General features: G+C 55.0%; 1 protein-coding gene. It reads left to right on the top strand.

Annotation, left to right across the window (positions count from 1 at the left end):
- Positions 1–317 precede the first annotated feature (317 nt).
- Positions 318–1,388, top strand: coding sequence for an IS110 family transposase (locus ACFSYH_RS14895; protein ID WP_377468257.1), 1,071 nt, complete (start codon positions 318–320; stop codon positions 1,386–1,388).
- The last annotated feature ends 18 nt before the right edge of the window (positions 1,389–1,406 follow it).

The following is a 1,406-nucleotide window of genomic DNA, read 5'->3' as shown; positions in this document are numbered from 1 at the left end:
GCACTCTGTGAGAGTTGTTCTTGGCTGATCTGGGATTGGCTGGCAGGGTTGGTATTGGCTGTTCCTTGATGATCGTGGCTCATTGCACTCTTGACCCCATCGCGGTGTCTTACACGAGACTTGCCCGATTATCAGGGAACGGCCGATGTCTCCTGGCCCATTTCGATGGCCTGATTAGAAGCCTGCCCAACCCCTGAAGTAAGAAGGGGGTTGTGGCCCATCACAGAGTTGCCCCGAAGTGATTTCCTCCCAGAAAGGCATCGGCCGGTACACGGCTTGATCCTAGATGATTGCCTCTCAGGAAGGACGTCAACCGCATGACCATCGTCGCGCATTGTTATCCATTTGTCATTGGTGTCGATACCCACGCGAAAACACACACCTACGCCATCATCGATACAACTACCGCGCAGTTGGTAGGCTGCCAAACATTCCCTACAACTGCTCCTGGTATCGCTAGAGCACTCGCGTGGGTTAAACGCGGGACATCGAATGCGCCAACTGCATTGTGGGCTATTGAGTGTGCTGCTACCTATGGGGCACAACTAGCACACACAGTCACACAAGCAGGCTACGAGGTTGCTGAAGCACCACGCACAACCACACCATCTCAACGCGGGACTGGTAAATCAGACCCACTTGATGCTCACGCAATCGCAGTAGCAACACTGGCTATCAGCCACGACAAACTACGCCGCCCACGCGCAGACGATGGAGTGCGCCACGCCCTGCGCGTATTGATCGCGGCACGTGATCACATCACGCAGCAAAAAACAATGAACACCAACGCGTTAACAGCATTACTACGCGTTAATGATTTGGGTATCGATGCCCGTAAACCATTGACCGGAACTCACATCAGTGAGGTCTCACGCTGGCGCAGCCGAGATGAACCCCTGGCATTAGCAGTAGCTCGTGACGAAGCAGTACGTCTGGCACGCCAGATCCTTGCTTTCAAAGAAACACTGGCCTCAAACCATAAACGCATGCAGGAACTGATCACTTACAGTCCAGCCGCGCCGCTGCTTGACCAGCCCGGTATCGGCCCCTATACCGCGGCCATCATTATTGCCGCGTGGTCACACCCTGGACGAGTGCGCAGCGAGGCTGCGTTCGCGGCACTAGCGGGTACCAGCCCGATCCCAGCATCAAGTGGAAACACGATCAGACACAGGCTCAACCGTGGTGGGGATCGACGGTTAAACCACGCGCTACACATCATCGCGATCTCACGTATGAAGAACCACAGCGATACCAAAACCTACATCGAAAAACGTCTGGCTCAAGGGCGCACGAACCGTGAAATCCGACGATGCCTCAAACGCTACATCGCCCGAGACCTCTACCGCACACTCAACACACTGCACCACACCCCAGCGACAACTTGACAACTATAGAAGCGTCTC

Origin of the sequence: Populibacterium corticicola, assembly GCF_042683685.1 — a bacterium.
Lineage (GTDB): Bacteria > Actinomycetota > Actinomycetes > Actinomycetales > Cellulomonadaceae > Timonella > Timonella corticicola.
This window is presented reverse-complemented; position numbering and strand designations above follow the sequence as displayed.

Bases quoted from the DNA above. Each gene is read 5' to 3' on its own strand.
- ACFSYH_RS14895 (WP_377468257.1), top strand. From the start codon at position 318: ATGACCATCGTCGCGCATTGTTATCCATTTGTCATTGGTGTCGATACC.